Raw genomic sequence first — 17,083 nt, forward strand, 5'->3', positions numbered from 1 at the left:
CGGCCGGGCGTCAGGTCGGCTGGGCGCCACCGAGCGCGGTGGTGACCGTGGCGGCCGCCGCCCGCAGCGCCGCGACCGGGTCGTCGCCGCCGCCGTCGAGCGGGCGGTGCACGCCGATCAGGGTGAGGACGAGGACGGCGGTGCCGTCGCGGCCGAAGACCGGCGCGGACAGCGTGCGCAGCTCGTCCGCGTGCCGGCGCGGAACCTGCCCCTCGGGTGACGCCACCGCCGGCGACTCGTAGCCGGGCGGAAGCGACCGGATCAGCCGGCGGATCGCGTCGTGGCCCGGGTCGGCCGGGTCGGTCGGGTCGGCCTTCGCGAGGACCGTGTTCAGCGCGCCGTGCCAGTCCCGGCCACGGCCGACCGAGTAGCCGGCGGCCCGCACCTGCGCGAGGGTCTCCTCCAGAGCGGCGACGGTACCGGGCGGGCTGTCCTTGCCTGCGCGGTCCAGCCAGGCCCGGCGCGCCAGCGGGCCGGCCCAGGCGACGAACGCCGTGCCCAGCGGCGGCAGGAACGGGATGCGCTGCCCGACCCTCGGCGCGAGCTCCCCCGACGACCCGGCGCTGGCGTTCGCGACCAGCACCATCTCGTCGCCGACCGCCGCGCTGGCCACGCACTCGGCGGCGAACCGGGCGGCCAGGTCCTCCAGCTGCGGGCGGGCCAGGTCGGCCGTGCGCAGCTGGACGGCCAGGTCGCCTTCCCAGGCGGCGAGCGAGAGCGGCGAGAAACGGCCGTAGCCACCCTGGAAGAACACCAGCGGCAGCACGGAGCGCCCGACGTCGAGGGTCCGGACCCGCCCAAGCACGAGATCGTGGTCGCCGGCGGGATGGACGGCCTCCAGGTCGCAGTCGATCCAGGCGACGACGCCGTCGAGGACAGGTGCCCCCGACGGCGCCGAGCGCCAGGACAGCTCGGCGAACTTGTCGCCGCCCCGGACGGCGAACGTCCGGCAGACCGCCTCCTGGTCGAAGCCGAGGATGTTGACGCAGAACCGCCCGGTGGCGGCGATCCGCGGCCAGCTCGACGAGGAGCGGTCCGGGAAGAACGCGACCAGCGGTGGGTCGAGCGACGCCGACGCGAACGACCCGACGGCGAGCCCCACCGGCGCACCGCCGGCGTCGAGGCCGGTGATGACCGCGACGCCGGTCGGGAAGTTCCCCAGCACCCGCCGGAAGAACCCGGGATCGATCACGACCGGGCTCAGTCCTCGATCAGGCCGGACAGGCGCTGGGTGGTCGCGATCCACTCCTCGACGAGGCCGTGCACCACCTCGCCGGCGGGCCGGCGCGCGTTCATCCGTCCGACGATCTGACCGACCGGGAAGCCGTTGAGCTCGGGTGTTCCGGCCCGGGTGAACCGGCGGGCCGCCTCGGCCCACACCACGCCCTGCAGCGGCATCGGCAGCGTCTTCGGCGCGTCCGGCCGCTCCCAGGCGTCGGTCCAGGCGTTGCGCAGCAGCCGGGCCGGCTTGCCGGTCATCGAGCGCGACCGGACGGTGTCCCGCGAGCCGGCCCGCAGCAGGTTGTCGACGACGACCGGGTTGGTGTCCGCCTCGGCGACCGTCAGCCAGATCGAGCCGGTCCAGGCGCCCTGGGCGCCCAGCGCGAGCGCCGCGGCCATCTGCCGGCCCGAGCCGATGCCGCCGGCCGCGAGCACGGGTACGTCCGGTCCGACCGCGTCCACGACGTCCGGGATGAGCACCATCGTCGAGATCTCGCCGGTGTGCCCGCCGGCCTCGGTGCCCTGGGCGACGATGATGTCGACGCCCTGCTCGACCTGCTTGACCGCGTGCCGGGGGCTGCCGACCAGCGCGCCGACCAGGATGCCGTGCTCGTGAGCCCGGTCGACGACCTCCTTCGGCGGCGGGCCCAGCGCGTTGACGAGCATCCGGGTCGGGTGCTTGAGCGCCACCTCGACCTGGCCGGGGCCCTCCAGGTCGACGGCGAGCCCGGCGGCCTTGATGTCCCGGCCGTCCTCGGCCTCGTCCGGCAGTGGGGGGACGCCGTACTCGGCGAGCACCCCGTCGACGAACGTCCGGTACTCCGGCGGCACCAGGCCCGAGATCTTCTCTCGGGTGAAGCCCTCGCCCTTGCCCATGTAGGCGTTGGGCATGACGATGTCGACCCCGTACGGCTTGCCGTCGACGTGGTCGTCGATCCAGGACAGCTCGACCTCGAGCTCCTCGGCGTTGAACGCCAACGCGCCGAGCACCCCGAACCCGCCGGCGCGGCTCACGGCCGCCACGACGTCCCGGCAGTGCGAGAACGCGAAGATCGGGAACTCGATGCCGAGCCGGTCACAGATGGGTGTTCGCACCACGGCCCCTTGTCGTTGGGATGGCAGTCGTTGGGATGGCAGTCGTTGGGATGGCAGTCGTTGGGATGTCGCCGGGGATGGGCGGCGCCGAGGGCGCGCGGGCGCCGCAACCGCGTCGGCGGTTGTGCCCCGGTGGCCAGGTAGTGAGGGCATACAAGCATCTTTCGCCCTCAAATGGAACCCGTTCTAGTTTTTTCGCACTGCCGGTTCCTGCCGTGGCCGGTACTGGACGCCGCCGGGTTCTGGTCCGGGCGCCGCGCGGAGCAGGATGGCTGGCGTGGCAGAGCGGATCCGGTGGGGCATCGCCGGCACGGGAATGATCGCGCGGGACTTCGCCCGCGACCTGGCCCTCGTCGAGGACGCGGAGCTGGTCGCCGTGGGCTCGCGGACCGCGGCGAGCGCCGAGGCCTTCGGCGCCGACCTCGGCGTGCCTCACCGGCACGCCTCGTACGCGGCGCTGGCCGACGACCCTGAGGTCGACGTCGTCTACGTGGCCTCGCCGCATACCGGGCACCTCGCCCACACGCTGCAGTTCCTCGGCGCCGGCAAGCACGTGCTGTGCGAGAAGCCGCTCGCCGTGAACGCTGCGCAGGCCGCCTCGATGGCCGCCGCCGCGCGGCAGGCCGGGCGGTTCCTGATGGAGGCCGTCTGGAGCCGGTTCACCCCGGGCTACCGCGCGATGCGCGCGATCCTCGACGCCGGGGAGATCGGCGAGATCCTGCTCGTCGAGGCCGAGTTCGGCTTCCGGGCCGACTTCGACCCGGCCCACCGGCTGTTCAACCCGGACCTGGCCGGCGGCAGCGTGCTCGACATCGGCATCTACCCGGTCCAGTTCGCGCACCTGCTGCTCGGCACGCCCGTCGCGGTGACCGCGAGCGGGGTGCTCGGCGCGACCGGCGTCGACGAGCATGTCGTCGCCGTGCTGCGGTACGCCGGTGGCGCGCTCGCCGTCGCGACGTCGTCGCTGCGGGCCGACCTGCCGGGCGCGGCCCGGATCGTCGGCACGCTCGGCTCGATCGAGCTGCCCAGCTCCATGTGGGCGCCGGAGTCGATCCTCGTCCACGCTCCCGCGGCGCCGAGCAGGATCGGCGCCGACGACGCTGAGCCGGCGCCCGCCCGCCGGATCGACACACCGCTGGCCGGCATCGGGCTGCACTACCAGGTCCGGCACATCCACGATCGCCTGCGCGCCGGCCACCTCGAAAGCGACGTCATGCCGCTGTCCGAAAGCGTCCGGATCGCCGAGACGCTCGACGCCATCCGCGCCGCCGTCGGCGTCCACTACCCGGACGACGAGCAGCCCGAGCCGTCATCCCCGTTCAGGACGAACACCTGACCGGCGCCGAACGCCTCGTCGGTGCGCACCATGGGCACCGGGATCCGACCGGCAGGAAAGATAGATCGCTTCAGGCCCAGAGTGCGCAGATGGGTGCCGCGACAATGTTTCCATCCAGTCGGTAGATCCTTCTTCCGGTGTGAAGAACCACGCCGCAGACGAAACGGTCGCCTAGCTCCTCGCGCAACCAGGCCAGGTGCGCGGCCGACGACGCGCCGGGCGCGGCGGTGGCCTTCACCTCGATACCGATCACCCGACCCCCGCCGAGCTCAAGCAGAATATCAACCTCACGTCGGCCGTCTGCCTGACGAAGGTGATACAGACGGGGTCTGCTGGTAGCCACCGGAAGCTCGGCCCGAAGCTGCGCGACGACGAACGTGTCCAGGATGCGGCCAAGCAGATCCCCGTCGCGCAACACCCCACGCGTGTCGATCCGTAGCGCCGCGCCGATGAGGGCCGCATCCGAGACATACCGCTTCGGCGTCTGAACCAGGCGTTTAAGTCTGTTGGACCACCAAGCCGGCACCGCCTCGACCACCATCAGGTTCTTAAGGAGTCCTTCGTAGGCGTCGGCAGTCTTGGCGCCTACGTGAGCGGTCTCGTAGAGGGTCTTGTTGGTGACCAGACCGGCGGAGTTGAGCGCGAGCACCTCGAAGAAACGACGCAGACGTTCAGGATCGCGCTTCTCGCCGAGAAGTCCGACGTCACGGGTGAGCAGTTGGTCGAGATAGCTTTCGAGCCAATCACCCCGCGTCCTCGGCGACAGCCGTAGAGCGGGCTCCGGGAACCCGCCTCGCAGCGCGAGCTCGACGTAATCTCCCAGATCCGGTGCGTCGGCCGGTATTCGTAGCGCGTCAACGCCGCTTTCGGCCAACAGGTCGACGAAGGTCGGGCCTTCGATACGGCCAGCTATTTCCCGCATCGAAAGGCCCGTTATCGCGATCCTGACGAGACGACCAGTACCGGGCCAGGTATCTGCTTGCATGTCCGCGCGGATGGAGCCGGCCACCAGGAAACGACCGGGGCTGGGATCTCGGTCGACTGCTCGCTTAATCGCGCCGAGAACCCCGGGAACCACCTGCCACTCATCCAGAAGAACCGGTTCCTCAGACCAGCGGAGAGCCGTATCCGGATCGGCCTCGAAGGCGGCCGCATCGGCTGGCTGATCCAGATGGACCACACTTCGGGCATGGCGCGCCGCGGTGGTCGTCTTACCGGTAGCCCGCGGCCCAACCAACAACACCGCCGACAGTTCGGACAAGAGATCATCTACGAGTCGGTCGACGAGTCGTGGCACGTACGAGACCGCCATGACCACTCCAGACGGCGCCCTCACGCGGAAGGCGCGACCAGTCTCACACGTACCGGAGCACCAATCTTACACACGTGCGAGTGCCAATCTCACACGTCGTTCAGCACCAAGTTCACACATCGCCCAGAACCAATCTCACACGTCACTCGGCCGAGGGTCGCCCGACCGGTCACGCTGGGCGCGGTTCGGGAGCATGCTGGATCTGGCGCCGAGCGGGCTTCGACGGTAGACGGGCGCCGACGGGTGCCTCGGGAAGGTGAGCCACGATGCGGGACCAGGACATCGTCAGGCTGGTGCCAATCCTCGTCGTCCTCGCGGTCATCGTCGGCGGGACCGTCGTCGCCCGCCGCCGCGGCTACAACGTCGGTGGTGAGACTGTCGTCCGCTGCCGTGACGGGCATCTGTTCACGACGTTGTGGATCCCCGGTGGTTCGTTCAAGTCGATCCGCCTCGGCTGGTACCGGCTCCAGTACTGCCCGGTCGGGCGGCACTGGTCGCTCGTCGCGCCGGTCCGCGACGAGGACCTGACCGACGCCGAGCGCAGCTTCGCCCACGCGCACCACGACACCCGCATCCCCTAGCCCGCGGCCGGACCTCCGAGCCCAGCCAGCCGTCGCGTCATGATCGCCGTTTCGGCCCTGGGGTGGTTGCAGAAACGTCCTGGATACGACCATCCCAGGGCCCAAACGGCGATCAAGGCCACACGCGAGGTGGTCGCGGATCTGGCCGGCGATCAGGACGCGGCGGCGCGGCGGACTCCTTGGTCACATCGCGGGCTGGGGTGACTTTGACCTGGAGCGGGCTGGATAGCGTCGCCTGGTGCAAGCGTCCCGGTTACCCAGGTCCGGGGCGGACGCGGTGCCGGCGGACCGGCGGTGAGCGGTGCCGACATGGTGTTCCTGGTCGTTTCCGGGGTGCTCGCGGGGATCACCGGGACGGTCGGGCTCGCGTCGCTGGTCTCCTACCCGGCGCTGCTCGCGGTCGGGCTGCCGCCGCTGGACGCCAACGTCACCAACACCGTGGCCCTCGTGTGCATCGCGCTCGGCGCGGTCGGCGGCTCACGGCCCGAGCTCGTCGGGCAGGCCCCGCGCGTGCTGCGGTTCGGGGCGCTGACCCTGGTCGGTGGCTCGGCCGGCGCCGTGCTGCTGCTGACCACCCCGCCCGGCGCGTTCCGGCTGGCGGTGCCGTGGCTGATCGCGGCCGCCGGGGTGCTGCTTGCGCTGCAGCCGCGGCTGGTGCGCATGGGCACCGGCACGTTGGACGAGCACGGCCTCCCGATCCGGCTGGCGGTGCTCGGGGTCGGGGTCTATCTCGGCTACTTCGGCGCCGGCGGCGGTGTCGCGATGCTCGCCGTCCTCGCGCTGACGCTGCCGGAGCCGCTGGCCCGGGTCAACGCGGTCAAGACCGTCTCGTCGGGCTTCGCGAACCTGCTCGCCACGATCATCTTCGCGTTCTCCGGCCCGGTTCACTGGGCCGCGGCCGGCCCACTCGCCGTCGGTCTGCTCGCCGGCGGCTACGCCGGGCCCGCGATCGTGCGGGTCGCCCCGGCCACCGTCATCCGCCTGCTGGTCGCCGTCGCCGCACTCGGCCTCGCGGTCTGGCTCGGCCTCGACGCCTACGGCGTCCGCTGACCGAGCCCGCCGTCGGCGGTGCTCGGGTCCATCAGGGCGTGGACCGGGTAGCCGTGGCTCGGGCAGCGGCAGGTCACACCGGTCTCGCGTAGGTCGAGGACGACGTCGGTGAACCGCTGCGCGACGGCGTCCACCAGGCCCAGCTCGGTCAGCCCCAGGTCGGGGACGACGGCCAGGCCGACGAACGACAGCACCAGATACGGCGAAGGGATGCCGCAACCGAGCGCCACCGCCGCGTCCTGCGCGGCGGCGAGCGCGTCCCGGGTCCGCTCGAACGGAGCGTCGCTCATCAGCCCGCCGACCGGAAGCGCGACCGCGGCGAGCACCACCCCATCCGCCACGGCGACGAACCCGCCGCCCAGCTCGCGCAGCGCCCGCACCGCGGCGACCAGGTCGGCGTCGCTCGTACCGACGGCCACCACGTTGGCGTTGGTGCAGTTCGTCGAGATCGCCAGCGCCCCGAAGCGCAGCGTGAAGCCACGCACGAACCCGACCCCGGTCAGCCCGTCGCCGTGGTGGCGGTCGACCACCGCGATCTTCAGGACGTCACGCTCGACGTCCGGCTGGACCAGGCCGTCGACGACCGGCAACTCCACGTGGAACGCCCGCTTGAAGTAGCCGTCGTACATCTCCATCGCCTGCACCCAGGCCGTCGGCGCCGCCGGGTCCCGGGCCGGGACGGCGAGCCGGGCCGGACCGAAGCCGTCCGCGAGCCGGACGGTCTCCCGAGTCCAGGCGGGGATCTCGTCGGTGTTGGCGAACAGCGCCCGGCCGTTCTCGGCGACCACCGCGCCGCCGACGACGACCAGCTCCGGGCTGGCAGCGGCCAGGTCGCCGATGATCGCCAGGTCGGCGAGCCGGGCCGGGATGACCGCGCCAACGAGCTGGTCGATCCGGTAATACAGCGCCGCGTTCCAGCTGGCCATCCGGTAGGCGTCCACGGCCGGCACACCGGCGGCGATCGCGGCGCGGACGTGATGGTCGATGTGGCCCTCGGTCGCGAGGTCCAGGACGTGCTTGTCGTCGGCGCAGAAGCAGATGTGCCCGAAGGCCGGGCGGACGCGGTCGAGGTCGGCGAACACGGCGGCGGTGTTGTCGTTCATCGAACCGGCCATCAGCGTCAGCATCGCGCCCAGGCGGATCCGCTCCAGCGCCTCGTCGGCGGTGGCCGCGTTGTGGTCGTCGCCGACACCGGCGGCCAGGTACGACCACAGCGGCTCGCCGGAGAGGCGCGCGGTGTGCCCGGTGATCCGCCGGCCGTGACGCAGCGCCGTGAGGTAGCGCTCGGCGGCGACCCGGCTCTCGTCGAACGGGCTGGACTCGCCGAGCGTCACCGACGTCGGCTCCGCCAGCCGTTCGAGCACCGCCGCCTCGGGGATGATCGCGCCACCGCGTTCCAGCCCGGGGACGACCGGCGTGGTCGGCGAGACCTGCTCGAAGATCCGCAGCGGCGTGCCGGTCGTGCGCATGACGTCCATGCCGGCGGTTCCGGCGACGTTGGCCATGCAGTCCGGGTCGGTGAGCACGCAGACCGTGCCGCGCGGGACCGTGAGGCGGGCCAGCTCGCCCGGGGTGAGCATCGTGTACTCGATATGCAGATGTGCGTCGATGAAGGTCGGGACGACGTGCAGGCCGGCCGCGTCGAGCTCGACGGTGTCCGCGCCGGCGGTCATCCGCCCGGGCGGCGTGACGGCGGCGATGTGGCGGCCGGAGACGACGACGTCGCGTTCGAGCAGCTCGCCGGTGTGCACGGCGAGGACCCGGCCGCCGCGCACGATCAGATCGGCCGGCGCCGCGCCTGTCGCGACCCGGCGGGCCAGCATCAGCTCGTCGACGGTCGGCAGCAGCTCGGGCCGCAGCTGGCCGCTCATTCCACGTCGCCCGTCGGTACCGGGCCGTGGGACGGGTTGGGACCCTCGGGCCGGGCCGGGTAATCAGCTGGGCCGGGGCTCCCGTTCGGCGACCGGGTCCGGGCCGCGACGAAACGGTTCACGTCGGCCTGCAGCGCGGCCTGGAGCTCGGGTGGCGCGAAGCTGGCGGCCATCGACGCGCGGGCGAGGCCGGCGAGCTCCGCCAGGCCCCAGCCGTAGGCGTCAGCGCAGGCCACCCACTCGGACTCCAGCCGGTAGCCCATCGCCGCCGGGTCGTCGGTGTTGACCGTGACGGCCACGCCGGCGGCGCGCAGGGCGGGCAGCGGGTGGCTCGCCCGGTCGGGGTAGAGCCCGAGCGCCAGGTTCGAGCGCGGGCAGACCCCGAGCGGCACCTGGGAGTCCGCCAGGCGGCGCAGCAGCGCCGGGTCCTCGACGGCGCGGACGCCATGGTCGATCCGCTCTGCTCGCAGCAGGTCGAGCGCGTCCCAGACACCCCTCGGACCGGAGGACTCCCCGGCGTGGACGGTCCGGCGCAGTCCCGCGTCCGCCGCGCGGCCGAAGGCCTCGGCGAACCGTGGGCCCGTGCGCCCGGCGGCCCGCTCGTCGCCGTCGATCGAGAGCGCCACCAGCCGCGGCGGGCGGGCCTCGACGATCCAGTCGACCAGCTCGGCCGCCTCGGCCGGGGACTGCTGGCGCAGCAGCGACGCGCACAGGTTCACCACGCACAGGCCGTCCTGCTCGGCCTCGTCGAGACCGGCCGCGAACGCGGCGAACAGCGCGCCGAGCCGGCCGTGCCAGGCACCCCAGTGGGTCGGGTTGATGATCACGTCGGCGTACCGGACGCCGGAGGCGCTCTCCCGGGCCGCGAACCGGTAGGCCGCCCGAGCCGCCTGCTCCGGTGTCCGGACCAGCCCGCCCTCCCAGTCCAGGAACCGCAGGAACGCCGAGAGGGCGCTGGCCCCCGCGGGCACGTCGTGCGTGTCGACGTCGAACAGGGTCGCGGCCGGGCCGGGCAGCCGTTCGCCGGCGGCCTTGGCCAGCTCCAGCAGGTCGGCGAGGTCGAAGCACCCCTCCAGATGGACGTGTACCTCGGCCTTGGGCAGCGCCCTGACCAGCGTCTCGTCGATGGCCGGGCCAGCGGTCTCCAGAGTCACGACCGTGAGCCTTGGTACGGCGCCGTCGCCCTGTCAACGCGCCGGTGAAGTCGTTACGCAACGGACATACCCGCAGCTCGCGCACCCGTTGCGGCAACGAGGCCGCAACCCCATGAGGGCCTGTCCTGAAACGCTCGGGGTCCGGTCGTGAGCCGCCCGCGTCGGTCGGCCCAGAATGCCCGTCATGACGGACGCACCCACGGACGAGCCCGTGACCAGCACCGCGCGCGGCGTGGCGGCCGCACCGGGCCTGCTCGGCGCGCTGTTGCCCGCCCAGCGGTGGACTCCCACGGAGGCGGCGCTGCTCGCCCGGCTCGACCTGATGGCCGAGACCGAGCTGGCGCCGCTCGCGGCCGCGAACGACGCGGCCGGGCGCTACCCCACGGAGAGCATCGCCGCCCTGCGGGCCGCCGGCCTCACCGCGGTCAGCGTCCCGGTGGACCTCGGCGGGCCGGGCGTCTCACATCGGTTCTTCCTGGAGGCACTGGTCCGGCTGGCCGCCGTCGACAGCGCCGTGGCGCAGGTCTGGAAGGTTCACGACGAGTTGACCAGGGAGATCCTCGTCTACTGCCCGGCGGCGGTCCGCCCGTGGCTTGCCGGTGAGCTCCTGGCGGGAAAGCTGCTCGGCCTCGCGGTCGCCGAGTCGGGCAGGACTGCCGCTGACCCCTGGAAGACCGTCGTCACGACCGCCGACGACGGCCGCCGGGTGATCAACGGTACGAAGATCTACACCACCGGCGCCGCCGAGGCCGACTACGTCGCGACCTGGGCGTTCGACCCGGTGGCCGGCGCCGGCGACCCGTTCCTCGGTTTCGCGCTGACCCTCGTCCCCGCCGGCACGCCTGGCCTGACCGTCCACCGCGACTGGGACGCGCTCGGCCAGCGGGCCACCGACAGCGGCACGATCACCTTCGCCGACGTCACCGTCGACCCGGACCTGGTGGGCAGCGTCCCCGGCCGGGCGCCGCTGCCGCAGAACTCGCTTCGCTACCAGGCCGGTTTCGCCGCGACGCTACTCGGCATCGGCATCGGGGCTTTGAAGGCCGCGAGCGGGTTCGTCGCCGCGAGCGCCCGGCCCTGGGTGACCGCCGGCGTGGCCCGGGCCGCCGACGACCCGATGGTGCGCCGCCTCACCGGTGAGCTGGCGACCGACCTCGCTGCCGCCTACGCGCTGACGCTGGCCACCGGCGACCTCCTCGACGCCTTCGAACGCGGCGAGCTGGACCGCACGACGCTGGCCATCCCGATCTACGCGGCCAAGGCGGCCGCCTCCCGGGCCGCCGTCCGTGCCACCAGCGAGATCTACGCCCTGATGGGCACCCGCGCCACGGCCAGCGGCCACGGCCTCGACCGTTACTGGCGCAACGCCCGCACCCTCTCCCTGCACGACCCCGTCGACTGGAAGCACGCCGAACTAGGCCAGTACCTCCTCACCGGCCAGCCCCCCGAGCCCGGCGTCTACACCTGACCGCCGCAACCGCGCCCTGATCGCGGCAGCGGGGCGACTCGCGTCACCTTGATCGCCGTTTGGGCCCTGGGACGGTCGTGTCGCCGCCGTTTCCACAACCACCCCAGGGCTCAAACGGCGATCATGTTCATCCCATGAGGCCGGTGTTCGCTGTCGCTAGGCCCAGCGTTCGGCAGGCTGCGAGGAGCTTCCTGTCGCCACTGGCCACCACGAGATCATCGGAGGCCAGGAGCTGCGCGGCCGCGCAGTGCACGGCGTCGTAGGCGCGCAACGCCAGTTGTCGAGCGAGCGTCGCCGCCCTCGACACGAGCCCGTCGGTGACGGGCAGGAGGTCGAACTCGGCGTAAAGGTCGTTCAGGCGCAAAAGTGCCGCCTGGTGGGCGGACCCGCTCAGCTTCCCGAGCCGATTCGCCTGCGCGAGCGCGGCGGCGGCCTCGACGTGGAGCAACCTCGACGACACCACCCGGTCAGCCGCGTCCCAGATCCGGATCGCCGTGGCCGAGCCCGGCTCGTCGACCAGCAACGGAACAAACGCGGACGTATCGAAATAGCAGATCATCCACGCTGCTCGCTGACGAGATCGCTGACGATGCCATCCGCCTCGACCGGTCTGGGGCTCGTCCGGATGCGCGACCGGGCGGGTTCGACCACTCCTTCGGCGATCAGCTGTTCGAGCCGGGTGGGCTTCGCGACAGGCACCAGACGGGCGACGGCCCGGCCGTGATCGGTGATGGTCAGCGTGCGGCCCGCGCGCACCTCGGCGAGGTGGCGGCTGAGGTTGTCGCGCAGGTCGCGGATACCAACATCCACCGGAGCCTCCAATGTGGCTACATCAACATAGATCATTGTGGCCACATGAGCCTCCCCTTGTCTAGCTGTTTCTAGCCGAGCCGACACTGGCGGCTCAGACCCTGTCGGAGGCAACTCTCCCCCCTGATCGGATCGGGGTCAAACGGACATGCGGGGGCAGCGCGGCGGTCAGCGGACGGGGTGCAGGGAGAGGGCCAGGGCGGTCATGGCGTGGCGGTCGACGCCGCGGACCCAGATGCGGGTGTCGGCGCGGTCGAAGACGAGATGGCCCTGGAGCAGCAGGCCGTCCGGCGGCCACCAGCTGGCGGGGGTGCCGTCCGGCAGCCTGATCCGTTCCCAGCCCGCGGTGTCGGCGATCCCCGCTCCGGCGGACTGGCTCACCGTGAGCAGCTCGCCGTTGTTGGCCGCCGGGAAGGCGACCACGACGGCACCCTCCGGCCGCCGTTCGATCCGGCCGACGAACGCCCGCCCGACGGGCACACACAGCCGGAAGTCCACCTCGCCGGCCAGCTCGGCGAGCGGGCGCGGGCGGGCCGGCAGGACGGGCTCGCCGGCGGCCGACTCCCCGACGCCCGCCGGCTCCGCGGTGGCCCGGGAGGGAACGAGCACCGCCTGGTTGGGCGGCCCAGGAGACTTGGGCTCGGCCGGTCCGGCCTCACCCGACGAACCGCCGCCGGCGGGAGACCGCGGGGCCTCGGCCCGGCCGGCCGCGCCCAGGTCGAGGGCGGCCAGGTCGAACAGCCGGGGGTCGGCGGTGTCGCCGACGGTGAGCCGGCGCAGCGCGACACGCTCGATGAGCCGGCCGCGGAAGAAGGCGGCGAGCTCGACGACGACGCCGGTCTCGTCATCGACGACCAGGTCGAAGCGCTGTGCCCCGTCGGCCAGGCCCGAGAGGACGGGCGGACGGGCGCCGGGACGCGGCACAGCGGTCAGCCGCGTCGACGCACGGCCGCCGACCTGGACCGACGCGGTGAGCCGGGGCCGCAGCCAGGCCAGCAGCAGCCAGGGCCGCACGAGCAGCTGCTCCCGCACGACGACACCGGGACGGCGCGGTGAGCCCGGCCTGGCCGAGGCCGCGCCGACGGTGCCGGTCCCGCTGATCTCCTCGCCGCGCCGCCGTCGCCACAGCTCACCGTGCACGACGGTGACCTCGTCCTCGTCCGGCCACTCGACCCGCAGCATCCCGTCACCGGCGAGCAGCCGGCCTCGGCGCACCACCGGATCGGTCGCGTCCTCACCCGGAGCTGGCGCCGCCGGCACCGGCACGAAGCCGAACGCGGGGATCGGCGGGGCGACGACCGTGCCAGGACCTGGCGGCGGCCCAGCGTCGTTCCCGGCGCCCTGGCCGTCCAGGTCACGCACCTGTTGGGAGCGGCGGGCGTCCGCCGCCGCGCCGGGGTCGTACCGATGCACGAGCTCGGCGTGGACGGAGGGCCACCGCTCGCCGCAGGTGACCATCGCGGCCAACACGTCGCCGAGCGTCCTCATGTCGCGATGTTGACACAGAAAGCGACCGGCGTTTCGTTCATCGTCGACCCGGTGCGGGCGCAGACCGCCCTGTCGGCGACAGTCCCGGACGGACCGGTCTCAGCCGGTGACCAGCCAGACCCGCGGTGGCACCTGCGATCAGGCCGGGACAAGTCAGGCCGGGACGAGCCGGACCTGCATCTCCTTGATGCCGTTGATGAAGTTCGAGCGCAGCCGGCGCGGCGCGGCGGTCGCCTCGACCCGGGCGACGCGGCGGGCCAGGGTCCGGTACATGATCTCGATCTCCAGCAGCGCCAGGTGGCGGCCCAGGCAGAAGTGCGGGCCGCCGCCGCCGAAGCCGACGTGCGGGTTCGGGTCCCGGCCGACGTCGAACGTGTGCGGGTTCTCGAACACCGTCTCGTCGAAGTTGGCCGCCGTGTAGTACATGAGGATCTTGTCGTTCTCGCGGATCAGCTGGCCGCCGAGCTCGACGTCGCGGGTGGCGGTGCGCCGGAAGGCCATCACCGGGCTGACCCAGCGGACCATCTCGTCGGCCGCCTTGCGGGCGAGCCCGGCCGGGTCGGCGCGCAGCCGCTCCCACTGGTCCGGGCTCTCGATCAGCGCCTGCATGCCACCGGAGATCGCGTTGCGGGTCGTCTCGTTGCCGGCGACGATCAGCAGGATGAAGAACAGGTCGAACTCCAGCTCGGTGAGCTCCCGGCCGTTCTCGTCCGGCACCACCAGCTTGCTGACGATGTCGTCGACCGGGCAGGCCCGCTTGGCGGCGCCGAGCTCGTTGGCGTAGGTGTAGGCCTCGACCGCGGCCTGCAGGCCCTCGTCGGGCGCCGGGGCCAGCTCCGGGTCGTCGGCCGAGAGCATCCGGTTCGACCATTCGAAGATCTTGTAGCGGTCCGCGTTCGGGACCCCCATCAGCTCCGCGATGACGACGAGCGGCAGCTCGGCCGCGCACATCGTGACGAAGTCGCCGGAGCCCGTGGCCAACGCCTTGTCCACGATGAGTTCGCAGGCCTGCTCGATCTTCTCCGTCATCCGAGCGGCGGACCGGGGCGTGAAGCCGCGGTTGAGCAGGCTGCGCAGCCGGGTGTGGTGCGGCGGGTCCAGGTTGACCATCATCATCTGCTGCTCGGCCAGCTGCGTCGGCGTCTGCTCGTTCAGGAAGCAGGTCTGCCGGTGCGACGAGAAGATCTCCGGGTTGCGCGAGACGAAGTTGACGTCGGCGTGCCGGGTGACCGACCAGAACCCGTTCGGCTGCTCGAAGTCCGGGTGGCGGAAGACGGGGGCCTCGGTCCGCAGCACCGCGAACTGGTCGTGCGGGAGACCCTTGACGTACAGCTCCGGGTCGTAGATGTCGATGCTGTCGAGGCTGATCTGACCTGCCATGGGGACCTCCGGGTGCGGCGGCGACCGGTACACCGAACGACGGGTAGGCGGGAACGCGCCCCGTACGGGCGGCGCCCGTGACGGCCGACGCTGGCGCTGCCGCCCGCCCCCCATGGCCATCACTAGAACACGTTCTCAGTTGCCATGAGACCTGAGCGGTCGTCAGATTGCAAGCCCTACGGGCCTTCCAGTTGAGGGCAAGTTTGTAAAGTTCCTCGAACTGCTACAGCCCTGTCAGTACGGAGCAACTTTGTAAAGCCGCCGGCGCGGGCTCAGCGCAGCTCGTCGACGTAGGCGTCGGTGCCCGGCAGCGTCGGGATGAACGGCGCGACGAGCTCCAGGCGCCCGGCGCCGCCCCGCTCGGCGTCCTCGCCCGCCCCGGCGAAGACGCCGTCCCACACCTGCCGGGGGTCCGTCTCCAGGAACCACAGCACGGTGACCCGCCGGCCGAGGCCCTCGACCTGCTTGACGTAGGACATCCGGTTGTCCGGCAGCGGCAGCGGCGTGAAGTAGAGGCCCATCGCGGCGCCCGAAGCCCCGAGCACCCGGGGCGCCCGCTCGGTCCGCAGCCAGTCCAGGACCCGGGCCACCCCGGTGCCGTCGCCCCCCTCGCTGACGGCCGCGGACTCGGCCGGCGCGTCGATCACCTCGACCACCAGGCCCTGGTACGGGTATTCCAGCGCGTGGATGTCCCGCGGCTGGGCGGGCTGCCCCGGCGCAGGCACGTCCCGGTAGCTGACCCCCAGGTAGCGCTGGAACGCGGTGAACACGTGGTCGCGGTCCAGGTAGACCCGGCCGTCCGGGAGCAGCCGCTGGTTGGTGGCCACCGTCCAGCGCATGTGGTCCTCCTGCCGGCCCTTCGTGATCCAGTAGGTCGCGATGTAGCAGCCGAGCGTGACCGGCTGGGCGATCGCCGAGTCGTCCGGCCGGCGCAGCAGCTGCAGCTCACGGGTGGCGACCCAGCGGCGGCCGGTGAACATCCACGGCATCGCCATGGCGCCCGCGAAGAAGTGGTCGTCCTCGTACCAGCGGTTGTAGGCACGCTCATGGCCCGGCCGCGGCTCGACCATCGTGATCAGGGCCGAGCCGATCTCCACCGAGTACGGGCCGACGGCGGCCAGCTCCGTGTAGGCCTGGTCGGGCTCGGCCCAGGCCACCGGGCCCAGCTGGTCCTCGGGCTGGCCCGTCGTCCGGCCCGGCTCGCTGGTCGTCGTCATGGCGGCTCCTTCGTGAAGATCATCCAGGGATCCGACGGACGGGCTGCGTCGTGGGCCCGGGAAGCGTAGGTCACCACGACCGGGCGAATCTGTCGACCCGTCAGAAAATCTTCTACACTCCGGCCCCGTGAACGCGACCGCGCCGCAGCCGGCGCCCCTGCCCGCCCCCGGTTCCCTCGCCTTCGGCCTGCAGCTGCCGGTCCAGGCGCAGAGCACGCTGTTCGCCGAGCCGTGGGAGCGGGCCGCCGGGCCAGCCGAGCTCGCCGCCGTCGCCGTCGCCGCGGACGAGGCCGGATTCGACTACGTCGGCGTGTGCGACCACGTCGCGATCCCCCAGCGGCTCGCCCCGGCGATGGGAACCGTCTGGTACGACACCGTCGCCACGCTCGGCTGGCTGGCCGCGCGGACCAGCAGCACCCGGCTGCTCTCGCACGTCTTCAACATCACCTACCGGCATCCGCTGCTCACCGCGAAGGCGTTCGCGACCCTGGACGCCCTGTCCGGCGGACGGGTGATCCTCGGCGCGGGCGCCGGGCACGTGCCCGAGGAGTTCGCCGCCCTCGGCGTGGACTTCGCGCGGCGCGGCCGGCTGCTCGACGCGGGGCTCGCGGGCGTCGCCGCCGCCCTGCGCGACGAGTTCCCGACCGTCGCCGGCAGCGAGATCCCCGGGCTCGACGGCGGCCTGGGCCTGGCGCCCCGGCCGGTCCAGTCGCCCCGGCCGCCGATCTGGGTCGGTGGGTCCTCGCCGGCGGCGGTGCGCCGGGCGGCCCGCTACGAGGGCTGGCTGCCGCAGGGCACACCGCGCGCCGAGATGCGGCCGCTGGTCGAGCTGTTCGCCAAGGAGCGGGCCGCCGCCGGGCTCGAGACGCCGGCGGCGATCGGCACCGTCACCGAGTGGCTCTACGTCGGCGATCCCGGCTGGGACGTCGACCGGCCGTGCGTAAGCGGCACGCCCGCCCAGCTGGCCGAGAACCTGCGCGAGTACGCCACGCTCGGCGTGACCCACCTGCAGGTCCGGTTCCCGAGCCGCACCCTGGCCGAGCTGGTCGACCAGGTCGCCGCCTTCGGAGCCGAGGTCGGGCCGCTGCTCGCCGCCTGAG

At 72.6% G+C, this 17,083-nt stretch carries 15 protein-coding genes; 5 read left to right on the forward strand and 10 right to left on the reverse strand.

Going from position 1 to position 17,083, the window contains the following annotated elements:
- Positions 1–10: 10 nt before the first annotated feature.
- Positions 11–1,192 (reverse strand): flavin reductase, encoded by a 1,182-nt coding sequence (locus tag I6A60_RS08305; RefSeq protein WP_203018494.1) that lies wholly within the window; start codon positions 1,190–1,192, stop codon positions 11–13.
- An 8-nt stretch (positions 1,193–1,200) separates the two neighbouring features.
- Entirely contained in the window at positions 1,201–2,316 is a 1,116-nt protein-coding gene (locus I6A60_RS08310) for a nitronate monooxygenase (protein ID WP_203018484.1), read from the reverse strand.
- Between the two features lie 268 nt (positions 2,317–2,584).
- Here I6A60_RS08310 and I6A60_RS08315 point away from each other — a divergent pair, with 268 nt between their 5' ends.
- Positions 2,585–3,652 carry a Gfo/Idh/MocA family protein gene (locus I6A60_RS08315; protein WP_203018482.1) on the forward strand — a complete coding sequence of 356 codons (1,068 nt, stop codon included), beginning with the start codon at positions 2,585–2,587 and terminating at the stop codon, positions 3,650–3,652.
- A gap of 70 nt (positions 3,653–3,722) precedes the next feature.
- Here I6A60_RS08315 and I6A60_RS08320 read toward each other — a convergent pair whose 3' ends face one another.
- Positions 3,723–4,964 carry an ATP-binding protein gene (locus I6A60_RS08320; RefSeq protein ID WP_203018481.1) on the reverse strand — a complete coding sequence of 414 codons (1,242 nt, stop codon included), beginning with the start codon at positions 4,962–4,964 and terminating at the stop codon, positions 3,723–3,725.
- A gap of 266 nt (positions 4,965–5,230) precedes the next feature.
- Here I6A60_RS08320 and I6A60_RS08325 point away from each other — a divergent pair, with 266 nt between their 5' ends.
- Both I6A60_RS08325 and I6A60_RS08330 read left to right on the forward strand, forming a co-directional pair.
- A complete protein-coding gene (locus I6A60_RS08325) occupies positions 5,231–5,545 on the forward strand; it encodes a hypothetical protein (protein ID WP_203018479.1) in 315 nt (104 codons plus the stop codon).
- 294 nt (positions 5,546–5,839) lie between these two features.
- The gene (locus I6A60_RS08330; RefSeq protein ID WP_203018477.1) at positions 5,840–6,595 is read left to right on the forward strand and encodes a sulfite exporter TauE/SafE family protein; all 756 of its coding nucleotides are present in this window, start codon (positions 5,840–5,842) and stop codon (positions 6,593–6,595) included.
- Here the strand turns inward: I6A60_RS08330 and I6A60_RS08335 are convergent.
- Complete coding sequence (locus I6A60_RS08335) at positions 6,580–8,466, reverse strand: adenine deaminase C-terminal domain-containing protein (RefSeq protein WP_203018475.1); 1,887 nt, start codon at positions 8,464–8,466, stop codon at positions 6,580–6,582. The genes I6A60_RS08330 and I6A60_RS08335 overlap by 16 nt on opposite strands.
- On the reverse strand, positions 8,463–9,620 hold the full coding sequence (gene add / locus I6A60_RS08340; protein WP_307873585.1) for an adenosine deaminase: 1,158 nt from the start codon (positions 9,618–9,620) through the stop codon (positions 8,463–8,465). Before add ends, I6A60_RS08335 begins: the two co-directional genes overlap by 4 nt.
- Positions 9,621–9,804: 184 nt before the next feature.
- Between add and I6A60_RS08345 the strand changes: the two genes are divergently transcribed.
- On the forward strand, positions 9,805–11,088 hold the full coding sequence (locus I6A60_RS08345; protein WP_238435017.1) for an acyl-CoA dehydrogenase family protein: 1,284 nt from the start codon (positions 9,805–9,807) through the stop codon (positions 11,086–11,088).
- A 127-nt stretch (positions 11,089–11,215) separates the two neighbouring features.
- On the opposite strand, the gene I6A60_RS08350 is transcribed toward I6A60_RS08345, so the two are convergent.
- The 5 genes from I6A60_RS08350 to I6A60_RS08370 form a co-directional block, all read right to left on the reverse strand.
- Entirely contained in the window at positions 11,216–11,647 is a 432-nt protein-coding gene (locus I6A60_RS08350; RefSeq protein WP_203018462.1) for a type II toxin-antitoxin system VapC family toxin, read from the reverse strand.
- The gene (locus tag I6A60_RS08355; protein WP_238435033.1) at positions 11,644–11,934 is read right to left on the reverse strand and encodes a type II toxin-antitoxin system Phd/YefM family antitoxin; all 291 of its coding nucleotides are present in this window, start codon (positions 11,932–11,934) and stop codon (positions 11,644–11,646) included. Before I6A60_RS08355 ends, I6A60_RS08350 begins: the two co-directional genes overlap by 4 nt.
- Before the next feature lie 132 nt (positions 11,935–12,066).
- Positions 12,067–13,386: a hypothetical protein gene (locus I6A60_RS08360; RefSeq protein WP_203018460.1), complete on the reverse strand. Its 1,320-nt coding sequence runs from the start codon at positions 13,384–13,386 to the stop codon at positions 12,067–12,069.
- 153 nt (positions 13,387–13,539) lie between these two features.
- Positions 13,540–14,766: a cytochrome P450 gene (locus I6A60_RS08365; RefSeq protein ID WP_203018458.1), complete on the reverse strand. Its 1,227-nt coding sequence runs from the start codon at positions 14,764–14,766 to the stop codon at positions 13,540–13,542.
- A 272-nt stretch (positions 14,767–15,038) separates the two neighbouring features.
- Positions 15,039–15,983, reverse strand: coding sequence for a hypothetical protein (locus I6A60_RS08370; RefSeq protein WP_203018455.1), 945 nt, complete (start codon positions 15,981–15,983; stop codon positions 15,039–15,041).
- A gap of 127 nt (positions 15,984–16,110) precedes the next feature.
- Here I6A60_RS08370 and I6A60_RS08375 point away from each other — a divergent pair, with 127 nt between their 5' ends.
- A complete protein-coding gene (locus I6A60_RS08375; RefSeq protein WP_203018432.1) occupies positions 16,111–17,082 on the forward strand; it encodes an LLM class flavin-dependent oxidoreductase in 972 nt (323 codons plus the stop codon).
- Position 17,083: the final 1 nt, after the last annotated feature.

Source organism: Frankia sp. AgB1.9, assembly GCF_016786355.1.
In the GTDB taxonomy this organism is placed as follows: domain Bacteria; phylum Actinomycetota; class Actinomycetes; order Frankiales; family Frankiaceae; genus Pseudofrankia.